Source organism: Flavobacterium bomense (assembly GCF_003970355.1).
Map to the genome: position 1 here is coordinate 72301 of NZ_RYDJ01000013.1, position 18328 is coordinate 90628.

Sequence of the window (18328 nt, forward strand, 5' to 3'; positions counted from 1 at the left end):
ACTTAAAATTAAAAAACAGAATTTGAATAGATTTTAGCTTTATTTTTACATAACCTATGAAAATACTACTAATAGAAGACGAGACAGAATTACAAAAAAGCATTGAACAATATCTTGAAATGGAAGGGAATATTGTTGAGGTTTCCCCTGATTTCCATCATGCGCAACAGAAAATTGCGATTTACGATTATGATTGTATTTTGATAGATATTACTTTGCCAAACGGCACTGGTTTAGATTTACTCAAAGAAATTAAACTAAAAAAATCTAAAGCGGGCATTATAATAATTTCTGCAAAAAATTCTCTTGATGATAAAGTAAATGGTTTAGATCTTGGAGCAGATGATTATCTGCCAAAGCCCTTTCATTTGTCGGAACTTAATTCACGAATTAAAGCTTTAATTAGAAGAAAAAGTTTTGATGGAAATGTAGAAATTAGTATCAACGAAATAAAAATTTTGCCTAACGAAAGGCGCGTTTTAGTTCATAATCAAGATGTAATTTTGACGTCAAAAGAATATGATTTATTGCTTTATTTCATATCTAATAAAAATAGAGTAGTGAGTAAAAGTGCGCTGGCAGAACATCTTTGGGGTGATAATTCGGATAGATTAGATAACTTCGATTTTATATATAATCACGTGAAAAATTTGCGTAAAAAATTATTAGAAAAAAAATGTGAAGATTATTTGACAACAATTTACGGCATAGGGTACAATTTTAAAACTCAAGAATGAAACTATTAGCTAAAACAAGCTTGTATTATTTGATTTTTAGTATCCCGATATTAATCCTATCAGGATACATTTGTTTTCATATCATTACTAGAGAGGTTAGGCAAAGTAATAACGAACTCTTGGTAAATCGCAAGGAACTAATTGAGAATTATTTAAAGGAAAATGACACGATTTCTTTGAGAATAATCACTAAAAGCAGTGAAGCTACAATTAAAAAAATAGCGAAAACAAATGCTAAAGAAATTTCTATACCTATTTTTTCGGACACTTTAATTTATGATAAAAAAGAAAATGAACTGGCAGAAAATAGATTGCTTTCTTCTGTTTTGGAAGTTGGAAATACTAATTATTCCATTAAAATATGGAGAAGCACATTGGAGTATAACGAATTGTTTAGAGGTATTTTTACTTCGTTAGTTATTTTATTGATTTTGCTTTTTGTAACTTATTTAATTATAAATTTTTGGATTTCAAAAACAGTGTGGAAACCCTTTTATCAAACAGTATCCAATTTAAAGAAATTTCGTGCTAGTGATAATGTAATTCCACGTTTAGCAAGTACATCGGTAACTGAATTTGATGAATTGAATCTTTCTTTAAACGTTATGATGCAAAAAATGATAGTTGATTTTAATAGCCAAAAGAAATTCACTGAAAATGCTTCACATGAAATTCAAACGCCATTAGCTGTTATAAAATCTAAGATTGATTTACTTATTCAATCTGAAAATTTGAAAGAGAATGAAATGAAATTAATAGTAGCAATTGATTATGCTTGCTCTAAAATAATTCGATTGAACAAAACATTTCTATTACTTACCAAAATTGAAAACAGACAATTTAATACCACAGAAAAAGTATCTTTTGAAAATACAGTTGATAATTCCTTAGTCTTTTTTGAAGAGCATATTCAAGCCAATAAAATTGAGATAATAAAAAAGATTGAAAACGATTTTTGTGTTTTGATGAATGCTGATTTGTGTTTAGTATTGGTTAATAATTTATTACAAAATGCAATTAGGCATAATATTAATAGTGGAAATATTGAAATTTTTATAGAGAAAAATAAAATTACAATCTCAAATTTGGGGGTTAATAACCCAATTGATAATCAGTTATTTGAACGCTTTCATAAGAACTCTACTTCCCAAGAATCACTAGGCCTTGGATTATCTATCGTAAAAGAAATTGTGGAGGTAAGCGGATTGGTGTTTTATTATAAATTTACTAATGGGAAACATTGTTTTATTTTGACAAAAGACAATATTAATGAATTAAAATAAAAAAGAGTTAGCGTAATGAAATCAAAAAAGCTTTTTAAATATTTTTTTCTTGTTGTTTTATTTAGCACGTTAAGTTCTTGTGACGTATTGCGATCCTTGCGATATGGTGGGATTCCTAGTCAAAGTGATTATAAACATTTTCCGCAACGAGTAGTTAATAATGAAGGTCCCGTTTATAATTTCTTTAAATCCAGTAAAGATTCTCATTTAGGAACAAAAATAGGAGTAATCAATAGGGATTTTAATTCTACAAATGTCAGCTTGGATAGTTTTACGACATTACATAAAACGGTAACATTTTTAATTATTCGCAATGATTCAATTGTTTACGAAAAATATAACAAAGGGTATACATCAAATTCGTTAGTTTCTTCCTTCTCGATGGCCAAACCATTTGTTTCAACATTAATAGGAATAGCAATTGATGAAGGAAAAATAAAAAGTGAGAATGATTTCATTGTTGATTATTTATCTGAATTTAAAAATAAAACAGGTTGGGAACAAATCACCATAAAGAATTTATTGCAACATACATCAGGGATTCGCTTTACAAATAGCGAATTAGATCCTGCATCTGATAATGCAGCGTTTTACTGGGGTGATAATTTAAGAGCGAGAATGCTCAATTTAACGCTTGAATGTCCACCCAATACTAAATTTAGATATAGCAGCGAGAACACATTACTTTTAGGATATATCATAGAGAAGGTGACTGGAGGTACGATTTCAAAATACTTAGAAGATAAAATTTGGAAACCATTGGGAATGGAAGCACCGGCGTCATGGAGTTTAGATCGAAAAGATGATAAAGCAATTGAAAAATCTTTTTGTTGTTTACAAGCACGAGCGATTGACTTTGCTAAATTAGGCAGACTTTATCTAAATGGAGGAAACTGGATTGGAAATCAAATTGTATCCAAAAAATGGATTGAATATTCGACACATTCTGATCCGTCCGGAAATAACAAACACTTTTACAATAATAATTGGGGAATAGGACCTTTGAAATATGGAAGTTATTTTGCTGTTGGTTTGTTTGGTCAATATCTGTATGTGTACCCAGAAAAGAATATTATTATAGTCCGTTTTGGAGACACAGAAACGTCCAATCACCCTAATTATTGGCAGGAAGTTTTTTTGCAAATAATTGACCAGATGTAGTTTTAGTTAATTGATATTTTAAATTAACATTATGATTTACAAAATATTAGCATAGAATTAAAATAGAATTGCGTTTAATATTTGTAGTGTAAAATTATTAGAAATTAACTTTTAAATCAAAAAAAATGAAAAAATTATTAATTATGTCGATTGTTTTTATATGCAGTTGTGCATTTGCGGGAACTCCACCTGATGTAGTAAAAAAAGCCTTCGTTAAAAAATTTCCTACTGCAACAAAGGTTAGTTGGGGAGTTGAAGGGCCAAAAGAATGGGAAGCAGAATTCACATTAGAAGGAAGTAGGATTTCTGCTAATTTTTCAGAAGATGGAACCTGGCTGGAAACGGAAGGAGAAATTAAAGCAATCAATTTACCAAAAGCGGTTTTAGCCGCTGTAAAATCGAAATATAGCGATTGGAAAATTGCAGAAGCGGACAAAACAGAAAGTTCGAAACATGGTACTATCTATGAAGTGGATTTAAAAAAAGGGATGAAGAGTAAAAGCCTCGCTTTTAAAGAAAATGGGATGCCGATAAAAGAGTAATTTTTGCTTTTTTTAATAAACTTATACCATAAAGAGTTGGGTGTTACATCCAACTCTTTTTAATTATGTAAAGAGTTGTGGTTTCCATAGAATTAAAATAGAATTACAGCTGAAATTTGTTTCATAAAATTAACTTTAAAAGTTCTTTCAAATGAAAAAAATACTACTATTATTTATCATTATTGCTTCTATTTCTAATAGTTACAGCCAAACCTATAAATTATCCAAAAAGATCAGCACTTCTGGCAATGATGGATGGGATTATCTCGCTGTTGATGATGTGGCCCAACATTTATTTGTTTCACACGGAAATATGGTCAATGTGATTGATTTAAAATCAGATAAAACTATAGCAACTATTCGAGATACAAAAGGAGTTCACGGCATTGCAGTTGCAAATGATTTAAACAAAGCATTTATCAGTAACGGAAAAGACAATTCTATTACAGTAGTCAATTTGAAAACATTTGAATTACTTGAAAAAGTAAAAATTACAGGAATTAAACCAGATGCCATTTTATACGATCAATTTTCTCGAAAAGTGTTTGTTTACAATGCAGAAAGTAATGATGCTACAGTTATTGATGCCAATACAAATAAAATAGTGAAAACAATTCCATTGGGTGGAAAACCAGAGTTTTCAGTAAGCAATACAAAAGGGTTAATTTATGTGAATATTGAAGATAAAAACGAAATAAAAACGATAAACGCTTCGACATTAAAAGTTACAAATACCTGGAGTATTGCTCCCGGAGATGAACCATCAGGATTGGCAATAGATTTAGTTACGAATCGATTATTTTCTGTTTGCGGTAATAATTTGATGATTGTTGTTAATGCTACAAATGGAAAAATAATAAAGACTTTACCATTTGGTGATGGTTGCGATGGCGTTGCTTTTGATGCCAAAAAGAATCTTATTTTCACATCCAATGGCGAGGGAACGATTACCGTTATAAAAGAGCGTAACGCAAATACTTTTTCAGTTATTGAAACTGTAAAGACTCAAAAAGGGGCCAGAACTATTGCACTAAACAAAACTACAAATCAACTGTATTTGCCTACGGCAGATTTTGATGTAAAACCAGAGCTAACAGCAGAAAACCCAAAACCACGAGCAGGAATAGTACCTAATTCGTTCGTTATTCTAGTTGTTGAGCCAATTTCTAAATAGTGTCATTCTTTTTATCTAAATTTATCCAATGAAATGGAAGCTTTTACTATTAATTTTTATATGTTTAAAATCTTTTTCGCAAGAAAAAGATTTGAATTACTTTATTACTAAAGCACAAAATAATTCTCCTTTACTTAAAGATTACAGCAACCAAATAAAATCCGCGACACTGGATAGTTTATTGAATCGAGCAGTTTATAAACCACAAGTTACCGGAAATCTTAATGCTAATTATGCCCCTATAATTAATGGTTTTGGTTATGATCTGGCTTTAAGTAACGGGCAATCTGTTGCGGGTTTAATAGGTGTCAACCAAAAAATAATTGGAAAAAATAGAATCAATTCGCAATCAGCTTCTTTTCAATTAATAAAAGAAGCTTTGGTTTTGAATCAAAAAATTACTTTAAAAGATTTAAATAAAACCATTGTTGCGCAATACATTTCGGCTTCGGCAAGTTCAGAACAAATTAGTTTCAACCAGAAAATTGCAACTCTTTTAAAACAGGAAATAAGCATCCTGAAAAAATTAACCCAAAATGCCATTTACAAACAAACAGATTATTTAATTTTTATTGCAACTGTAAAGCAACAAGATTTAGTATTGTTACAATTAAAACAACAATATCAAAATGATTTGGCTTTGTTGAATTACCTTTCTGGAGAAACCGATACTACTTTTGTCTATTTAAAAAAGCCTGAAATCATCTTGAAAAGTATTCAACCTTCGGATAAAATAGTTTTTTTGAAGCAATTTGAAGTAGATAGTCTCAAACTTCAAAATCAAAATAAATTTATTGATTACAATTATAAACCGTCTTTATCTCTATTAGGTGATGCCGGTTATAATTCTAGTTTTGCCTACCAGGCTTATAAAAATTTTGGATTTAATTTGGGTTTAGGACTGTCAATTCCTATTTATGATGGAAACCAACGTGTTTTGCTGCATCAAAAAAATGATGCGGCATTAGCTACCAATTTAGCCTATAAAAACAATTTCAATAAACAATACAAACAACAATTATTGATGTTAAATTTGAAACTGAAACAATCAGCAGCTGTAGAAAATCAGTTGCAATTGCAGCTTCTTATCGCTGACGCATTAATTGAAGCCAATAAAAAGTTATTGCTTACCGGAGATGCACAAATTACAGAATATAGTATTGCTGTTGGCAATTTAATAGCCATCAAAAATGCCATTTCCCAAAATAATAGCAACAAACTCCAAATTATAAATGAAATTAATTATTGGAGTTTTAATGACTAATTCTATGAAGAAACCAATTCTATTTTTTATCCTGATAGCGCTTTTTTTTATTTCCTGTAAAAATAACAACGAATCAGAAAAAGCAATTGACGCGAGTGTGCCTGTGACTTTAACGAGCATTGATACCAATTCAGTTGAAAGCTATATTGATTTGAATGCTACAGCCGCTTATTTAGTCAAAAATGTTATAAAAGCAAATGCTACGGGGTATCTGAATTCAGTTAATGTGGCTTCCAGTGATTATGTTTCTAACGGGGCGGTATTATTTTCGATAAAAACCCGTGAGGCAAAAGTGTTAGGGAATACGATTAATAAAATTGACCCCAGTTTAAACTTTGGCGGAGCCATAAAAGTTAGAGCCAATACAAATGGCTTTGTAACTTCAGTAAATGTGCAACAAGGTGATTATGTTCAGGATGGGGATGCTTTAGTGACGATTAATGACACCAATAGTTTTGCTATCGTTTTGAGTTTGCCTTATGAGTTCAAAAAATATGTTTCAATCAGTGAAGAACTAACGGTAATGTTACCCGACAGTACTTTGGTTAAAGCGAAAGTGCAAAATTACATGCCCACTGTCGATGCCACTTCGCAAACGCAAAGTGTGATTCTAAAAGTAATTGGCAAACATGATATTCCAGAGAATTTAATAGTAAAAGTCAGAATTAATAAAAGTTCAAATTCAAAAACTGTTTCGTTGCCAAAAGCAGCTGTTTTAAGTAATGAAACGGAAACGGATTTTTGGATTATGAAAATGATTAATAACAATACAGCCATAAAAATCCCAATTAAAAAAGGAGTAGAAACTCAAGATAAAGTAGAGATTCTGTCGCCGATTTTAACTCCTGAAGATAAAATTTTACTTTCAGGAAATTATGGTGTTGCAGATACGATTAAGGTAAAAGTGATAAAAGCGGATTGAAATGAACAACTTTTTTGTCAAACATAAAAACGGACTGAGTGCCATCATTTTTCTAATAATTCTGGGAGGTTTTTTCGCATATTCTAAAATGCAAACCAGTTTATTTCCCGAAATTACTTTCCCGAAAATAAAAATCATTGCTGATGCGGGACAACAACCCATCGATAAAATGATGATTACGGTTACAAAACCGTTGGAAAATGCCATCAAAAAAGTACAGGATTTAAAAACAATCAGGAGTACAACCAGTAGAGGAAGTTGTGAGATTTCGGCATTCATGGATTGGAAGTCCGATATCGATTTGAGTAAAACCCGGATAGAAGAGCAAATCAATCAGATAAAAAGTAATCTTCCGCCTGATACACAAATTTCAGTCGAAAAAATGAATCCTTCGATTCTTCCGGTAATTGGATATGCTATAGAAGGAAAAGGACTCTCCGCTATTGAACTCAAAAAAATAGCCAATTATACCATAAAACCGTTCCTTTCTCAAATTGATGGTGTTTCTGAGATTAGGATTATTGGCGGAAAAGAAAAAGAATATTGGTTGTCACTTGATTTTACTAAAATGACAGCATTAGGAATTACACCTGATGCTATCACACAAGTATTAAGTCAAACTAATTTTATTAAATCCAATGGGTATTTGTCGGATTACCGGTATTTATATCTTACAATTACAGATGCTCAGGTTGATAAAAAGGAGGAACTGGAAAATCTGGTTATTCGTAATAACGGAAAAGGAATTGTAACCTTAAAAAATATTGCATCGGTGGAAATTAGGGAAGCTAAAGAATACATAAAAGTTAATGCCAATGGTAAAGAAAGTATTCTTATAGCAGTTCTCAAGCAACCCAATTCAAATTTGATTACGCTATCAGAGGCGATGCATGATAAACTGGAATCATTAAAAAAAATCCTTCCTAAAAACATAATAATAACGCCATTTTATGAGCAGGCCAGTTTTGTAAATGATGCTGTAAAGAGTGTAACGGATAGTTTGTTAATAGGACTTTTGTTGGCCATAATTGTTGCTGTTTTATTTTTGAAATCGGTGAAAGCCAGTGCCACTATTTTGATTATTATTCCCGTTACTTTAGGACTCACACTAATTGTTTTGTATTTAACCGGACAAACATTCAATATTATGACTTTAGGGGCTCTTGCAGCCGCTTTAGGATTAATTATTGACGATGCGATTGTAGTTGTAGAACAAATTCACAGAACGCACGAAGAACATCCTGATGAGCCTACTGTTTCGCTTTTGCAAAAAGCGATACAGTATTTATTCCCTGCAATGGTAGGTTCCTCCATAAGTACAATTGTGATTTTTATTCCTTTTGTTTTAATGAGCGGTGTTGCCGGTTCGTATTTTAAAGTGTTAACGGATACCATGATAATCACTTTAGTTTGTTCCTTTTTTGTGACATGGTTGCTACTTCCTGTAGTTTATTTATTGCTTTCCAAAAAAGAAAATAGTCCTCAATCGAAAAACGAAACTAAAATCCATGACGTCAAAACTCAGACTTGGGTCGCTTATTTTATTGGAAAACCGATAATTAGTATTTCATTTTGTATCGTTCTGGTACTTTCTATTTTTATTATACTGCCTAATTTAGAAACCGGTTTTTTACCAGAAATGGATGAAGGGAGTATCATTTTGGATTATGAAAGCCCGCCAGGAACTTCACTTGAAGAGACTGATAGAATGCTCAAAGAAGTGGAAAAAATAATTATAAAAATTCCTGAAGTAGAAGCGTACAGTCGCCGCACAGGAACACAAATGGGATTTTTTATAACGGAACCCAATCGCGGGGATTATTTGATTCAATTAAAAAAGGACAGAAGTAAAACTAGCAATGCTATTATTGATGAAATTAGACAAAAAGTTGAAGCGACTCAACCCGCTTTGCGCATTGATTTTGGTCAGGTAATTGGGGATATGTTGGGCGATTTAATGAGCTCTGTTTCACCAATTGAAGTGAAGATATTTGGCAGTAATCAAGCAGAATTACAAAAAATAGCCAAAAAAGTAAATGTAATAGTCGAAAAAGTAAAAGGAACAGCTGATGTATTTGATGGTATTATTTTGGCCGGACCATCCATAAATATTGTGCCCAATTATAGTCAGTTAGCACAATATGGAATCACTCCAGCCGACTTGCAATTTCAGTTACAAACTGCGCTTGAAGGGAATGTTATTGGAAATTTATTAGACAATGAACGCATAATTCCCATTCGATTAATCTATAAAAATTCAGAAAAAAGAAGTTTAGAAGACATCAAAAAATTGCAGTTATTTTTACCTAATGGTCAATCAATTCCTATTTCGAGTTTAGTTGCTATTTCAGCTCAAAAAGGAGTAGCTGAAATAGAACGTGAAAATCTCCAAATGATAAGTGTTGTAACTGGAAGATTGGATAATAGAGATTTAGGGAGTGTGATGAAGGATATTCAAACACAAGTTAAAAACAATATTCATTTACCAAGTGGCTATTATATTGAATACGCAGGTGCTTATAAAGAGCAACAGCAATCTTTCAAGGAGTTATTAATGATATTAATCGCTTCATCTTTATTAGTTTTTGGTGTTATTATATTTCTATTTAGAGATTTTAGAGTAGCATTGGTAATTTTAATAATTTCTGTTTTGGGAATTGCAGGAAGTTATATTTTGCTTTTTATAACAGGAACGCCATTAAACGTGGGGAGTTACACAGGAATTATTATGATCGTAGGAATAATAAGTGAGAATGCTATTTTTACTTTTTTACAATTCAGAGAAACTTTTAAATTGACCCGGAATGTAAATGAATCTATAATTTATTCAATTTCCACTCGTTTGCGCCCTAAATTAATGACCGCGCTTGGAGCAATCATAGCCCTATTTCCACTAGCAATAGGAATTGGAACGGGTTCAGAATTGCATCAGCCACTTGCGATTGCTGTGATTGGAGGATTTATTATTGCAATGCCTTTACTTTTGATTGTATTGCCTACTTTATTGTGTTTAGTTTTCAAGAATGAAAAACATTTTACTCACTTTAATTGATTTAATTTTTTGTTTAGATTATTCATTTTTAAATAAATATAAATCATATTTTAAATAAAATATCATTGTTGTCCGATAAAAAAATTCGGAAGTTCATTTTTTCTATATATTTAGGCACTTAACGAGGTTTTGGCTTGGCTTGGCTTGTTTTTCTTCACTTTGTTGAGAGTTCAATAAATTGAAAAATATTTTTTTTAGTTTCATTTATCAAATTATACATCCGCCAAATAATGATCAAATAGTCCTAATTGTCCATCGTTTTCTATGTCTAATTCCCAGTCGTTTTTTGGGACTTTCTAAAAATTTAGTCAGATGAATATAGTTGAACAAATGAATTCTGCAAAAACTAACTAAATTAGAGAAAGACCATTGTCTCTTCAAACTTTTCTTTAAAACTTCTATCAAAAGATTTACTATCAGCACGCAATAAATTTGAATAATAATTCGATTTGCCATCTTATTTTATAAAGTACAGCTATCGTGTCTGCTCTAAACTCAAATAGATTGCTGATAAACTCAAAGGTTCTTTTATTTTCTCTGTCATAGTATTATATTTTTCTTAATTTTAATTTGCTTTTCGCACTTCCTTTATCAACTTCAATAACTTCATCCGTCAGTTCTCTATCAATATATTGCACAAATAGTTACAGATGTTTAATTGGAGTTTACTTTCACTATTTCATTTGTGGGACTTTTTGCGAGATTGAATTTGTTTCTTAAAATCATCATATCCTCACTCACTTTTTTATCCAATATCTTAGCATAGTGTTGTGTGGTTCTTATGTTTTTATGTCCTAACATTTTGCTCACACTTTCTATTGGAACGCCATTTGTGAGTGTTACTGTCGTTGCAAAAGTGTGTCGGGCAATGTGGAAAGTTAGTTCTTTTTCAATTTCACAAACGCCTGCTATTTCTTTTAAATAGGCATTCATTTTTTGATTGCTCAAAATAGGAAGTAGTTTGTTTTGGTTGTTGCATTCCGGATGGTCCTCATATTTATCAATAATCATTTGTGTAATTGGAAGGATTGGAATTTTTGAAGCGGATTCTGTTTTCTGGCGGTGGGTGAATATCCATTTCTCTCCGTCGATTCCAAAGCTTATATGCGACTTTGTTAGGTTTTTGACATCAATGTAGGCTAAGCCTGTGAAACAGCTGAAAAGGAAGATATCGCGCACTAGCGATAATCGTTCTGTTTTGAAATCTTTGTTGAGTATATTTTGGATTTCGTCTTCAGATAGATAGACTCTTTCTACTTCTTTGACTTTTGACTTGTAGTTGGCAAACGGATTTCTTTCTATCCAATGGTTGGCCAGGCAAATCTTGATTATTTTGTTGAAATTCTTTAAGTATTTTACGGCAGTGTTATTGGCGCAATTGCGAACGCTTCTCAAGTAGAATTCATATTCGGTGATAAACGCATGATCTATTTTGTTAATGTCTATATCTGAAGTCTTGTATTTCCATTGCAGGAAGTCGATAGTATGCTTTAGAGAGGTGGTATAGCGCTCTAATGTTCCTGGTGCATATTCTTTACCAACCAATTCTTTGATTTTGTTGTTGTGATCATTGAAAATGGGGATAAGCATTCTTTGGTTGTCTTGGAGATCAAAAATTTCATTCTTTAGATTTTCAGAAGATATAATGATATCCTTTTTGTATAATTTTTTTTCAGCTTCTAAAACTTTAGATTTTAAATATTCAAGGTGACTGTTTATTGAACGAGTCTCTTCATTGTTTCCCTTAACTTTAGATCCTTCATTTGACCATTTCTCAGGATTAACAAATTTGTTGCTGCTAAATTCAAATCGTTTAGATTGTACTGTGACACGAACGTAAATAGGGCAGATACCATCATTATTGACTTTTGATCGCTTTATATAAAAGAGAACGGATACGGCTGTGTTCATGGTTGGTGACCTTTTAGTTATTATTAAATTTAAACTTTGTAATACTTCCAAACAAGATGTTCAAATAGTGAAAAGGTATTTGGACAAATGTTGAACTGGTAACTTTTGAGATAGGTGTCACTTAAAAAAATAGATTTTCAGTGACACCTCAAAAGACACCTAAGTTTTGAGATTTAATGAATAATTTGATTTACCGCAAATGAAAAAACCCCCCTAAATCATAAGATTTAGAGGGGTTTGCTTCGTTTTGTATTTCTACTGGCGGAGAAAGAGGGATTCGAACCCCCGGACCTGTTACAGTCAACAGTTTTCAAGACTGCCGCATTCGACCGCTCTGCCATTTCTCCAGTAAATTGCTTTCATTATCTGATTGCGAGTGCAAATATAAGAATCTTTTTTGGTTATACAAATCTATTTTTTTTAAAAAAAGGTCTATTAGATGTACTTATTTTTAATTGTTTCATTTTCTTTACTTTAGCATTTAATTTATTTGAATAAATAAATTATTGTTTTTTTAATAACTGACGTATTCTGTTATTTCTAGTCCGTAACCTATCATTCCTACTCGTTTTCCTGGCTCTGTATTGGATACTAATCGGATTTTTGAAATATCTATATCATGAAGTATCTGCGCTCCGATTCCAAAGTCTTTACTGTCAATTTTAATTTTTGGGGCTTTTATTTCTCCTTCAGCCTGTAAAATTTTAAGCTCTCCAATACGATTCAATAAATTAACAGATTGCATATCTTGATTGATAAACACAACAGCTCCCTTACCTTGTTCGTTAATCACTTTAAACATGGCATCAAGTTGCTGGTCTGCATTATCAGTCAAAGTTCCTAACAGATCATTATTGACTTGCGAAGAGTGTATTCTTGTTAAAATTGGTTCTCCTAAATTCCAAGTCCCTTTTGTCAATGCAATATGGATTTGTTTGTTGGTCGTTTGTTGGTATGCTCTTAAACGAAAGGTACCAAAACGAGTTTGTATATCAAAATCATCTTTCTTAATAATTAGGCTGTCGTGCTGCATTCTATAAGCCACAAGAGCTTCAATGGAAACTAATTTTAGATCGAATTTCTTAGCTACTTTTACCAATTGAGGCAATCGAGCCATAGTCCCATCTTCGTTCATAATCTCTACAATCACACCTGCGGATTTAAAACCCGCTAATCTGGCAAAATCAATTGCGGCTTCCGTATGACCAGTTCTTCTTAGTACGCCTCCTTGTTTGGCAATCAATGGGAAGATGTGACCGGGTCTTGCTAAATCATGTGGTTTGGTATCAGAATTGGCTAAAGATAAAACTGTTTTTGCTCTATCTGCTGCTGATATTCCAGTGGTCACTCCGTTTCCTCTTAAATCAACCGAAACAGTGAAAGCAGTTTCCATTGGGTCGGTATTATTGCTTACCATTACATGTAGGCCTAGCTCCTTACAGCGGCTTTCTGTTAATGGTGCGCAAATGAGTCCTCGGCCGTGTGTGGCCATGAAATTAATCATTTCGGGTGTTACTTTCTCGGCTGCTGCTAAAAAATCACCTTCATTTTCACGATCTTCATCATCAACTACGATAATAATTTTTCCTTGACGAATAGCTTCTATCCCTTCTTCAATTGTGTTGAGTTGTATATTATTTGTAGTCATTTGTACTGTTAATTTTGTGATGGAAATATTTTTTTTAATATTTTTTGAAATGGAGCCAGAATAACATCCACATTTATCAATCCAATATCATTTGTAGCTCTGTAAGTTAGTATAATTGCTAAAGGGGATAATAGTATCGAGGACAACCAGGCACCTAAAAAAGGTGACATTTCATTTTCCTGAGCAATTCTTTTGCCAAAAGAGTTTATGAAGTGAAAGGTTATGAAAATTAAAATTGCAAAAACTATAGGTAGTCCCAATCCTCCTTTTCTAATAATTGCTCCCAAAGGGGCACCTATAAAAAACATTAGAAAACATGCAAATACAATTACAAACTTATCATAAAAAGCAAGTAAGTGTTTATTGATATTTTTTTGTTTATTTTCTAATTCGGTTTTAGAGGTATCAATTGAATACACGGTACTACTAATAGTACTTGTCGCTATTCTTAAAATTTCTATTTGTTGCTCTTTAGTGTACAAGGATAAAATATCTTCAGGAAAGGAGTTTTCTATTTTGAACTCCTTTCGTTTAGTATTGCCAGGAATCCGTATTCGTGCATTGCTATTTTCCGAAAATGAAATAATATCATTTTTTAAATTTTTATTTAACGAATCCAATGTATAGCTTAATTCATTGACAGTAAGCATAGTATTAGTATTCGCAACGCTTTCGTCATTGACATCTACATTATTAAGTTCTGATAAATCAATGTTGATAATATGTTTTTTAAACGAACTTTTGATAAAAGGCATTTTACTGCGATCCTCATATTTTTCTGGAACTATGTCTTCGTAGTAAAAGCCATCATTTAACACTAATTGTAAAATGCTAGATTGTTCACTACTTATTAATTCGCCATCTCGGGCTTTAATAACTGTTTTACTCCCGTCACCAACGTTTGATTTTTTATGAATAGTCACACCTGTAAGGATGTTTCCGTTGTCACCTGTTTTTTTATTTACCTTAATGTTATAAAAACCAACATCACTAAATTGTCCTTCAGCTATTGCCAAGGCTGGTTTTACTTGTGCAATATTTTTTCTGAAATTGATAAATTTATACTCCGCATAAGGAATCACATTATTAGAAAACAGAAAAGCTACTATACTTAATAAAATTATAAATACCGTTAAGCTTCTCATGGCTCTTTGCAAAGAAATTCCAGAAGATTTCATTGCCGCAAATTCATAATTTTCTGCTAAATTACCAAATGTCATTATGGAAGACAGTAATATCGAAAGGGGAAGTACTAAAGGCACAATCCTAGGCATTGAAAATGCTAGGAATTTTATGATCATGAGTAAATCTAAATCCTTTCCTGCTAATTCAGCTATGAATAACCAAACGGTTTGAAGTATAAATATAAAAAAAAGAATTACAAATACTGTGGTAAATGTAGTCAGGAATGTTTTTAATAAGTATTTGTCGAGAATTTTCACCTAATAAATTAATCTAATTTGTTGATGTAGTAATTTGGATATTTACTGCTTGCAAATGTAAATTGATTTTTTGACAAAGGTTGGTTGGTTTTGAAAGAATTAACCGTTAATGTTGTTTTTGTCCCTTTTTTTCCTATTTCAATCAAATTGTAGATGTGTTTCGTTTGTACATCAATTCCTAATAACACCTCTTTTCTTTGGTCTTTAGAGTTAAACGGTATCAACTTTATATACTGAATTTTTCTACCTCTGACATTTTGTAAAACATCCATATTGTACTTATAACCAGTATTGAAAAACGTTAACATTTTAGAAGGTGTAATTGCATTGTCATCTTTGTCATTGACCGTTGAAATTGTAATCTCCTCATCTTCAGGAACAATAGTATAGGCTTTTTTTCCGTCATAAATTTTAGTTACTCCCATGAAATTTAAAACGTATTGATTGCCTTTCATGGTAACATTTCCTTTACTTTCCTGATTAATGTTTTCTTTTGTATTATTCAAAGAATACTTAAAATCAATTATTATAGTATTGTAGCTTTTGACTTTTGCAGTAACTTGGTCTAAAAGATTTTTTGCTTTTTTATCCTGAGCTTGTATCGAAAAACTAAAAAGTAATAAAGTGGTAATAAAAATAAGTCTTTTGCTCAAGTTCTTTAGATTGCTTTTTTTGAATGGCTTCATTTGTTCGCTTTTACTTGAGTTTTGAATCTTTGTTTTCATGTTGTTAATTGTTTTGTTCATTGTTGAAAAATTGATCAAGAGAACTTATATCCAGAATGTTTACACTGCGCGCTTTACTTCCTTCAAAAGGGCCTACAATTCCTGCGGATTCCAATTGATCAATCAATCGGCCCGCTCTGTTGTACCCTAGTTTTAGTTTTCTTTGTAACAATGATGCGGAGCCTTGTTGTGCATTGACAATTATTTCGGCTGCTTCTCTAAACAAAGTATCTCTATCAGAGATATCCATATCAAGATTAATGCCACTTTCTTCCCCAATAAATTCTGGAAGTAAATAAGCGGTAGCATATGCTTTTTGACTACCAATGAATTCCGTTATTTTTTCTACTTCTGGTGTGTCTATAAAGGCACATTGTACACGTACTACATCATTTCCGTTAGTGTATAACATATCGCCACGCCCAATTAACTGATCTGCTCCTTGTGTGTCAAGAATGGTCCTGGAGTCAATTTTTGAAGTAACTCTAAAGGCGATTCGGGCAGGAAAATTAGCTTTTATCAAACCTGTAATTACATTTACCGAAGGTCTTTGAGTAGCTATAATCAAATGGATTCCTATGGCACGCGCTAATTGTGCCAGGCGAGCAATAGGAACTTCTACTTCTTTTCCGGTAGTCATAATCAAATCGGCAAATTCATCTACTACAAGAACGATATACGGTAAAAATCGGTGGCCATTTTCTGGATTCAATTTTCGGGCTTTAAATTTATCGTTGTATTCTTTAATGTTTCGCACCATCGCGTCTTTCAACAAAGAATAGCGATTATCCATTTCTACACACAGGGAGTTTAAGGTATTAACTACTTTTGCATTATCAGTAATAATTGCTTCATCCATGTCTGGAAGTTTGGCTAAATAGTGTCTTTCAATCTTATTAAAAAGGGTCAGCTCCACTTTTTTAGGATCTACCAAAACAAATTTAACTTCTGCGGGATGTTTTTTGTACAAAAGGGAAGTTAAAACAGCATTTAATCCAACAGATTTTCCTTGTCCGGTAGCACCGGCCATTAATAGGTGGGGCATTTTAGCTAAATCAACTACAAAAGTTTCGTTCGAAATGGTTTTTCCAAGAGCTATAGGTAATTCCATTTCGGCTTCTTGAAATTTAGCGGAACCAATAACACTTTTCATCGAAACCATCGTGGGGTTTTTGTTAGGAACTTCAATCCCTATGGTTCCTTTCCCAGGAATAGGGGCAATGATCCGAATGCCTAATGCCGAAAGTGACAGCGCAATATCATCTTCTAGACTCTTGATTTTTGAAATTCGAATTCCTGCTTCCGGAACAATTTCATATAAAGTAACTGATGGTCCAACGGTCGCTTTGATCTGTGCAATTTCAATTTTGTAATTGCGAAGCGTATCTACAATTTTATTTTTATTTTCTTCTAATTCTTCCTGATTGATAGTGATTCCTCCCGTAGAATATTCTTTTAATAGGTCAATCGTAGGAAATTTATAATTGGATAAATCCAATGTTGGATCAAATAATCCAAAATCAGCAACTAATCGCGAGGCTAAATTTTCTTCAATTATATCCTCTTCCGGAGCCGTTTCTATTACAAAAGTATCAATTGGAGCTGCTAATACCTCTGGTTTTGCTATTGGTGTGATTTCCATAGCGAGAGGCTTGGCAACAGGTTCCCGGTTAATATTCGATGCGTTGCTTATTGTAGGTTTTAATGCTTCTTTGTTAATTTCAAATTGATTACCATTGGTTTTCAAATGAATACTGTCCTCTTCTTCGGTTACGGCAAACTCTTCTAAATTATAACCACTGTTCTCCTTTTTGATGGGACTGGCTGTTGCTAAATCAGTCTTTAATTCTTGTTTTGTTTGATCAAAAAAGGATTGGATTTTTTCTGGTGAAATTTTAATTTTGAAAATTACATATATAATTAACCCAAATAATAAAATCAATAAAGTGCCTGTTTTTCCAATGTAATCTTGTGAAAAAGAATTCAATTCATAACCAATTACACCTCCTAATTCAGGTACTGAAGTAGCAAAAAAACCAAACAAAACTGATAAAACGACGCTCACAAATAAATCCCAAAACCAAATGTTTTTTAGTTTTTTTAAAGGTAATCCTACTATTAAATATATTCCAGTTAAGAAAAATAACCGGACAAATATAAATGCAGCAACTCCAAAACCGTTATAAATTAGCAAATCAGCTAAAAAAGCGCCAAATTTCCCCAACCAATTTTGAACAATTTCCGTACGATCCGCAATCGCATGAACTGCGCTTTGATCTTCTTGACCGTAAATGTAAAAGGAAACAAAAGCAAATAATAAAGCAATTGAAAACAATACTAACAGTGAGCCAAAAACAATTTTATGTTGTTTAGTCACCCTCCAAGGACTATTCTCCGGAGTTTTAGAATCATTTTTGTTGTTTAAAGGAGGTATTTTTGTTGTTTTTGCCATTCGAGTTGTACTAAT

14 protein-coding genes and 1 tRNA gene are annotated in these 18328 nt (G+C 32.2%); 8 read left to right on the top strand and 7 right to left on the bottom strand.

Annotated elements, in window-relative coordinates:
- Positions 1-56 precede the first annotated feature (56 nt).
- The 8 genes from EKL98_RS11530 to EKL98_RS11565 all read left to right on the top strand — a co-directional run bounded on the left by EKL98_RS11530 (position 57) and on the right by EKL98_RS11565 (position 10135).
- On the top strand, positions 57-737 hold the full coding sequence (locus EKL98_RS11530; RefSeq protein ID WP_126562558.1) for a response regulator transcription factor: 681 nt from the start codon (positions 57-59) through the stop codon (positions 735-737).
- The gene (gene porY / locus EKL98_RS11535; protein WP_126562559.1) at positions 734-2020 is read left to right on the top strand and encodes a sensor histidine kinase; all 1287 of its coding nucleotides are present in this window, start codon (positions 734-736) and stop codon (positions 2018-2020) included. The genes EKL98_RS11530 and porY overlap by 4 nt, the downstream gene beginning before the upstream one ends.
- Positions 2021-2035: 15 nt before the next feature.
- Entirely contained in the window at positions 2036-3181 is a 1146-nt protein-coding gene (locus EKL98_RS11540) for a serine hydrolase domain-containing protein (protein ID WP_126562560.1), read from the top strand.
- 125 nt (positions 3182-3306) lie between these two features.
- On the top strand, positions 3307-3723 hold the full coding sequence (locus EKL98_RS11545; RefSeq protein WP_126562561.1) for a PepSY-like domain-containing protein: 417 nt from the start codon (positions 3307-3309) through the stop codon (positions 3721-3723).
- Positions 3724-3874: 151 nt separating this feature from the next.
- A complete protein-coding gene (locus EKL98_RS11550) occupies positions 3875-4897 on the top strand; it encodes a YncE family protein (protein ID WP_126562562.1) in 1023 nt (340 codons plus the stop codon).
- A 28-nt stretch (positions 4898-4925) separates the two neighbouring features.
- On the top strand, positions 4926-6161 hold the full coding sequence (locus EKL98_RS11555) for a TolC family protein (RefSeq protein ID WP_126562563.1): 1236 nt from the start codon (positions 4926-4928) through the stop codon (positions 6159-6161).
- Complete coding sequence (locus EKL98_RS11560; protein WP_126562564.1) at positions 6130-7083, top strand: efflux RND transporter periplasmic adaptor subunit; 954 nt, start codon at positions 6130-6132, stop codon at positions 7081-7083. The genes EKL98_RS11555 and EKL98_RS11560 overlap by 32 nt, the downstream gene beginning before the upstream one ends.
- A 1-nt stretch (position 7084) precedes the next feature.
- On the top strand, positions 7085-10135 hold the full coding sequence (locus EKL98_RS11565) for an efflux RND transporter permease subunit (RefSeq protein WP_126562565.1): 3051 nt from the start codon (positions 7085-7087) through the stop codon (positions 10133-10135).
- Positions 10136-10551: 416 nt separating this feature from the next.
- Here EKL98_RS11565 and EKL98_RS18085 read toward each other — a convergent pair whose 3' ends face one another.
- The 7 genes from EKL98_RS18085 to EKL98_RS11600 form a co-directional block, all read right to left on the bottom strand.
- Positions 10552-10647, bottom strand: coding sequence for a transposase (locus EKL98_RS18085; protein ID WP_233588605.1), 96 nt, complete (start codon positions 10645-10647; stop codon positions 10552-10554).
- Between the two features lie 142 nt (positions 10648-10789).
- Positions 10790-12046 carry a site-specific integrase gene (locus EKL98_RS11575; RefSeq protein ID WP_126562566.1) on the bottom strand — a complete coding sequence of 419 codons (1257 nt, stop codon included), beginning with the start codon at positions 12044-12046 and terminating at the stop codon, positions 10790-10792.
- 259 nt (positions 12047-12305) lie between these two features.
- Positions 12306-12393 (bottom strand) — tRNA-Ser (locus tag EKL98_RS11580).
- A 167-nt stretch (positions 12394-12560) separates the two neighbouring features.
- Positions 12561-13694, bottom strand: coding sequence for a 3,4-dihydroxy-2-butanone-4-phosphate synthase (gene ribB / locus EKL98_RS11585; protein WP_126462748.1), 1134 nt, complete (start codon positions 13692-13694; stop codon positions 12561-12563).
- Positions 13695-13702: 8 nt separating this feature from the next.
- On the bottom strand, positions 13703-15136 hold the full coding sequence (locus EKL98_RS11590; protein WP_126462751.1) for an LptF/LptG family permease: 1434 nt from the start codon (positions 15134-15136) through the stop codon (positions 13703-13705).
- Positions 15137-15144: 8 nt separating this feature from the next.
- Positions 15145-15822 carry a LolA family protein gene (locus EKL98_RS11595; protein WP_231507367.1) on the bottom strand — a complete coding sequence of 226 codons (678 nt, stop codon included), beginning with the start codon at positions 15820-15822 and terminating at the stop codon, positions 15145-15147.
- A gap of 43 nt (positions 15823-15865) precedes the next feature.
- The gene (locus EKL98_RS11600) at positions 15866-18313 is read right to left on the bottom strand and encodes a DNA translocase FtsK (RefSeq protein ID WP_126562567.1); all 2448 of its coding nucleotides are present in this window, start codon (positions 18311-18313) and stop codon (positions 15866-15868) included.
- Between the last annotated feature and the right edge of the window lie 15 nt (positions 18314-18328).

Bases quoted from the DNA above. Each gene is read 5' to 3' on its own strand.
- EKL98_RS11595 (WP_231507367.1), bottom strand. From the start codon at position 15,822: ATGAAGCCATTCAAAAAAAGCAATCTAAAGAACTTGAGCAAAAGACTT.
- EKL98_RS11545 (WP_126562561.1), top strand. From the start codon at position 3,307: ATGAAAAAATTATTAATTATGTCGATTGTTTTTATATGCAGTTGTGCA.
- porY (WP_126562559.1), top strand. From the start codon at position 734: ATGAAACTATTAGCTAAAACAAGCTTGTATTATTTGATTTTTAGTATC.
- EKL98_RS11575 (WP_126562566.1), bottom strand. From the start codon at position 12,046: ATGAACACAGCCGTATCCGTTCTCTTTTATATAAAGCGATCAAAAGTC.
- EKL98_RS11555 (WP_126562563.1), top strand. From the start codon at position 4,926: ATGAAATGGAAGCTTTTACTATTAATTTTTATATGTTTAAAATCTTTT.
- EKL98_RS11540 (WP_126562560.1), top strand. From the start codon at position 2,036: ATGAAATCAAAAAAGCTTTTTAAATATTTTTTTCTTGTTGTTTTATTT.
- EKL98_RS11600 (WP_126562567.1), bottom strand. From the start codon at position 18,313: ATGGCAAAAACAACAAAAATACCTCCTTTAAACAACAAAAATGATTCT.
- EKL98_RS11560 (WP_126562564.1), top strand. From the start codon at position 6,130: ATGAAATTAATTATTGGAGTTTTAATGACTAATTCTATGAAGAAACCA.
- ribB (WP_126462748.1), bottom strand. From the start codon at position 13,694: ATGACTACAAATAATATACAACTCAACACAATTGAAGAAGGGATAGAA.
- EKL98_RS11565 (WP_126562565.1), top strand. From the start codon at position 7,085: ATGAACAACTTTTTTGTCAAACATAAAAACGGACTGAGTGCCATCATT.
- EKL98_RS11550 (WP_126562562.1), top strand. From the start codon at position 3,875: ATGAAAAAAATACTACTATTATTTATCATTATTGCTTCTATTTCTAAT.
- EKL98_RS11530 (WP_126562558.1), top strand. From the start codon at position 57: ATGAAAATACTACTAATAGAAGACGAGACAGAATTACAAAAAAGCATT.